General features: G+C 72.6%; 7 protein-coding genes and 1 pseudogene. 2 read left to right on the forward strand and 6 right to left on the reverse strand.

Annotated elements, in window-relative coordinates; translation table 11 throughout:
* Positions 1–95: pseudogene (locus EYQ95_RS25935) on the forward strand (IS5/IS1182 family transposase); the annotation flags it as partial.
* Positions 96–107: 12 nt separating this feature from the next.
* Here the strand turns inward: EYQ95_RS25935 and EYQ95_RS25940 are convergent.
* From EYQ95_RS25940 to EYQ95_RS25960, 5 genes are all read right to left on the reverse strand, one after another.
* A complete protein-coding gene (locus tag EYQ95_RS25940) occupies positions 108–431 on the reverse strand; it encodes a hypothetical protein (RefSeq protein ID WP_132332069.1) in 324 nt (107 codons plus the stop codon).
* A 79-nt stretch (positions 432–510) separates the two neighbouring features.
* Positions 511–1,338 carry a phytanoyl-CoA dioxygenase family protein gene (locus EYQ95_RS25945; RefSeq protein WP_132332071.1) on the reverse strand — a complete coding sequence of 276 codons (828 nt, stop codon included), beginning with the start codon at positions 1,336–1,338 and terminating at the stop codon, positions 511–513.
* Between the two features lie 4 nt (positions 1,339–1,342).
* A complete protein-coding gene (locus EYQ95_RS25950) occupies positions 1,343–1,675 on the reverse strand; it encodes a thioredoxin family protein (RefSeq protein WP_132332073.1) in 333 nt (110 codons plus the stop codon).
* A gap of 3 nt (positions 1,676–1,678) precedes the next feature.
* Positions 1,679–1,867 (reverse strand): hypothetical protein, encoded by a 189-nt coding sequence (locus EYQ95_RS25955; protein WP_132332075.1) that lies wholly within the window; start codon positions 1,865–1,867, stop codon positions 1,679–1,681.
* Between the two features lie 13 nt (positions 1,868–1,880).
* A complete protein-coding gene (locus tag EYQ95_RS25960; RefSeq protein ID WP_132332077.1) occupies positions 1,881–2,093 on the reverse strand; it encodes a hypothetical protein in 213 nt (70 codons plus the stop codon).
* Positions 2,094–2,230: 137 nt separating this feature from the next.
* On the opposite strand from EYQ95_RS25960, the gene EYQ95_RS25965 reads away from it, so the two are divergent.
* The gene (locus tag EYQ95_RS25965) at positions 2,231–2,833 is read left to right on the forward strand and encodes a hypothetical protein (protein WP_165924867.1); all 603 of its coding nucleotides are present in this window, start codon (positions 2,231–2,233) and stop codon (positions 2,831–2,833) included.
* Between the two features lie 4 nt (positions 2,834–2,837).
* Here EYQ95_RS25965 and EYQ95_RS25970 read toward each other — a convergent pair.
* On the reverse strand, positions 2,838–3,513 hold a 676-nt coding region (locus tag EYQ95_RS25970; protein WP_207916707.1), incomplete at its 5' end, for an EAL domain-containing protein.

The raw sequence follows: 3,513 nt of genomic DNA on the forward strand, positions 1-3,513 counted from the left end.
AAGGGTTCCGCCGCATCTTCAGCCGCTTCGACAAGCTCGACGTCATGTTCGCGGCCTTCATCCACTTCGCACTGATCGTCGAATCGTTGCGATAGTGTTAACAGGCCCTAGCGCACGTCGAGTTCGCGCAGCTCGGCCGGGGCGAGCAGCTCGAAGCGCTGCTGCCCGCGGCGGGTGTCGACCAGCAGTTCCACGCGGCCGCCCGGCGTATGCACGAACACGCCGTCGGCCGCGAGCGAGGCGGCCTTGAGCGCGCGGTAGAAGACGCGGTCGACCGCGCCGTCCACGTAGGGCGCGCCGAGCAGCCGGATCGTGCGCACGTGCGCGGCGACGGCCTCGTTCCAGGCGCGCGCCGCCATGTGCGGATCCAGCCGCGCCAGTGCCTGCGCATGCTCGACGATGGATTCGGCGGTGTCTTCGGGGGCGCTCATGGCGGGCGGCTTGCTCGGGGACGCGCAGTCTACGCATGACGCCCGCGCGGGGCCGCGATGCACGCGCCGCCGTGCCGACCTACATGCGCCCCATGCGCAGGCCCTCGATCTGGTGCAGCTGCACGATCGGCTCCAGCGTCTGGACCACCCGGCAGGCCAGGTGCGGACGCAGCGCCGCGGGCAGCGCGTCGAAGGCCGCGGGGGTGAACTGCAGGTCGTGGCGCTCGGCATTGCGCGCCGTGGGCCCGTCCACGCCCAGCACCAGCACCGGGCGGGCATGCGCGGAGCGATTTGCGGTGCCGCGGTGGATGGTGAGCGCCGAGCGCGCGGAGATGTCGCCGCGGCGCGGCGCCTTGCGCACGGCGCGCGCGGCATAGCGCGCCCAGCGGGCTTCGGGCGGGAACATGCCGTCCTCGAAGTCGTCGCCCGGATCCCACTGCGTGCCCGGCGCGATCTCGAAGGGGCCCATGTCCTCGCTGACGTCGACGGCGGTGACGTTGAACGCCAGCGAATCCAGGCGACGGCCGATGCGGGTTTCCGCGGGCATCGGGAAATCGCGATGCCAGGGCGGGTCCATGGCGCCCGGCCCGGGCACGTCGAAGCCGAGCTCGACGATCCTCCAGGCCGGCCCCAGCACCGCCTCGCAGACCGCGACCACCCACGGATGCGTGGCCAGCTCGGTGAAGCCGCGCAGGCGCTCGGGATGGATCTCGACGTAGTAGCGGTTGGGGCCGCGCGGCACCGCGCCGCCCTCGCGCTGCAGGGCTTCGGCGAACAGCAGCTCGATGTCCTCGCGCAGGCGGTTGGCCCAGCCCGGATCGAATGCGCCCTTCAGGCCGATGATGCCGTCGCCGTAGAGGCCGCCGAGGATCGCGGCCGGGTCGAAGGGGTCGTCGGCGGGCCTCATGGGTTCATGCGCCGCCGTCGGCGGCGTCCTCGAACAGCGCCTCGATCTCGCGCATCGAGCGCGGCCGCACGCTGCGCGCCCACTCGACGCCGTCGCGCATCAGCACGAAGGTCGGCCAGAGCTTGACGCCGAACGAGCGCCCGAGCCGGCGCCCGCGCCCGTCCTCGATGCGCAGGTGGCGCGTTTCGCGCGTGGCGAGCGCCTGCTCGGCCAGCGGCGCGGCGGCGAGGCAGTACCCGCACCAGGGCGCTCCGAACTCGAGCAGCACGTCGCCGGGCATGGCGTCGACCTCCGCGCGCGTGGGCTCGCGTGCGACGAAGGCGTGGGAATAGCCCATCGCTCAGTGATGGCCCCGGCCGAAGTTGGGGTCACGCGAGCGCGTGCGGTCGATGCCGGCCGCGCGGTCCTCGGCCTGCGCTTCCGGTCGATGCGCGGGCGAAAGCTTCTGGCCGTGATGGTCGAGATCGCGGGCCTCGTCCTTCCTGCCGGAGGTCTGGGTGGCGCGCTCTTTGGCGGGGTCGGGTCGCATGGGGCCTCCTGGGTCAGTGCGCGTCGTGGTCGCTGCCGTTGCGGTGGTCGTCGCGGCCTTCCTCGCGGGTGCGCGACTCCTCGGGCTGGTAGTTGCGCCGCTGGGTGGGGCCGTCCTTGCCGGCGCGCAGCGCATGCGTGCGGCCACCGGCCTGGTCGGGGCCCGGCGGCGGATTGGAGGACTTGCCGGCCTGGTTGCGGTGGCGCTCGTGGATGTTGGTGCCCATGACGCTCTCCGGGGTCGGGGCTCCCATGCTGCGCAGGCCGGCGTTAGCCGGCGGGCAGCGCGCGGTGACGGGAGCGTAAGCCCGCTTGATCGCATACCCATGCCCGGTGCCTTAGGCTGGGAAGCCCGGAGGTCGCCATGCAATGTCCGCATCGATTCGTGCCCGTGCTCCTGCTCGTGGTCGGCACGGCGTGCACGCCTTCGCGGCCCGCGCCCGAAGCCGCCGCCCGCGCTGCGCCCGCTGCATCGGCCATGCGCGTGGAGGGCACCGATGCCGCGGTGGATGTCGGCGCGTCGCTCATCGCGATCGAATCCAGGCGCGACGCCGCCACCCGGGGCGACGCGCCGGTGCCCGCAGGCCGCTGGCTGCTGCAGGAATCGCACCCGCCTCGCGCCGTCTGGGGCGCGCCCGGCAGCGAGGGCGTGCTGCTGCTGTCCTGCGACCCGGCCGCCGGCCAGCTGCTGCTGGAACGGCAGGCGCCCGGGGCGCCCGAGGACATCCGCGTACTCACCCTGCAGGCCGACGGCGTGCGCATGGACTATCCCGCCCACCGCGTGGAAACCCCGCTGGCGCCCATGCTGGCCACGCGCATCGCCCTGGATGCTCCCATCCTGGACCGGCTGCTGATGGCCGGCCGCATGACCGTGGCCGCCGGCGGGGACGTGGTGGCCACCACCGCGCCCGGCGCCCCGCTGCGCGCGGTCGTGGAAGCCTGCCGACAGGCCGCGCCCGCCGACTGACTGGTCAGCGCGCGTCGAGGATGGCCTGCAACGAGCGCGGCTTGGCGAAGAGATAGCCCTGTCCCAGCTCGCAGCCCAGCTCCAGCAGCGCGCGGCGCTGGCTCTCGGTCTCGATGCCCTCGGCCACCACCTCCAGCCGCTGCGCACGCGAGAGTGCGAGGATCGCGCGCACCACGGCCGTGCTTCCGCCTTCATCCTCGAGGCAGAGGTCGCCGATGAACGAGCGGTCGATCTTCACCGTGTTGAGCTTGAAGCGGTGCAGATAGCTCAGCGAGGAATAGCCGGTGCCGAAATCGTCGAGCGCGATCAGCACGCCGTGCTCGCGCAGGCGGTTGAAGACCTGTCCGATCTGTTCGGGGTTGTCCAGCAGCGCGCCCTCGGTCACCTCGATGCGCACCTGCGCCGGCTGCACGCCGCTGGAATGCAGCAGCCGCAGGAAGCGTTCGTCGATGTCCAGCGAACGGAAATGGCGCGGCGAGAAGTTCAGGTTGACGTACTGCCCGCGCTCGAGCAGCCGCGGCACCATCGCCAGCGTGCGCTCGAACACCTGCCAGTCGATGGCCTCCATGCTGCCGCTGGCGTCGGCCACGTGCAGGAACGCCGCCGGCGCCAGCACGCCACGCTCGGGATGGTTCCAGCGCATCAGCGCCTCGTAGCCGACCACGCCGCCATCCGACAGC

It is taken from the genome of Lysobacter sp. N42, assembly GCF_004344885.1.

Bases quoted from the DNA above. Each gene is read 5' to 3' on its own strand.
- EYQ95_RS25940 (WP_132332069.1), bottom strand. From the start codon at position 431: ATGAGCGCCCCCGAAGACACCGCCGAATCCATCGTCGAGCATGCGCAG.
- EYQ95_RS25945 (WP_132332071.1), bottom strand. From the start codon at position 1,338: ATGAGGCCCGCCGACGACCCCTTCGACCCGGCCGCGATCCTCGGCGGC.
- EYQ95_RS25950 (WP_132332073.1), bottom strand. From the start codon at position 1,675: ATGGGCTATTCCCACGCCTTCGTCGCACGCGAGCCCACGCGCGCGGAG.
- EYQ95_RS25955 (WP_132332075.1), bottom strand. From the start codon at position 1,867: ATGCGACCCGACCCCGCCAAAGAGCGCGCCACCCAGACCTCCGGCAGG.
- EYQ95_RS25960 (WP_132332077.1), bottom strand. From the start codon at position 2,093: ATGGGCACCAACATCCACGAGCGCCACCGCAACCAGGCCGGCAAGTCC.
- EYQ95_RS25965 (WP_165924867.1), top strand. From the start codon at position 2,231: ATGCAATGTCCGCATCGATTCGTGCCCGTGCTCCTGCTCGTGGTCGGC.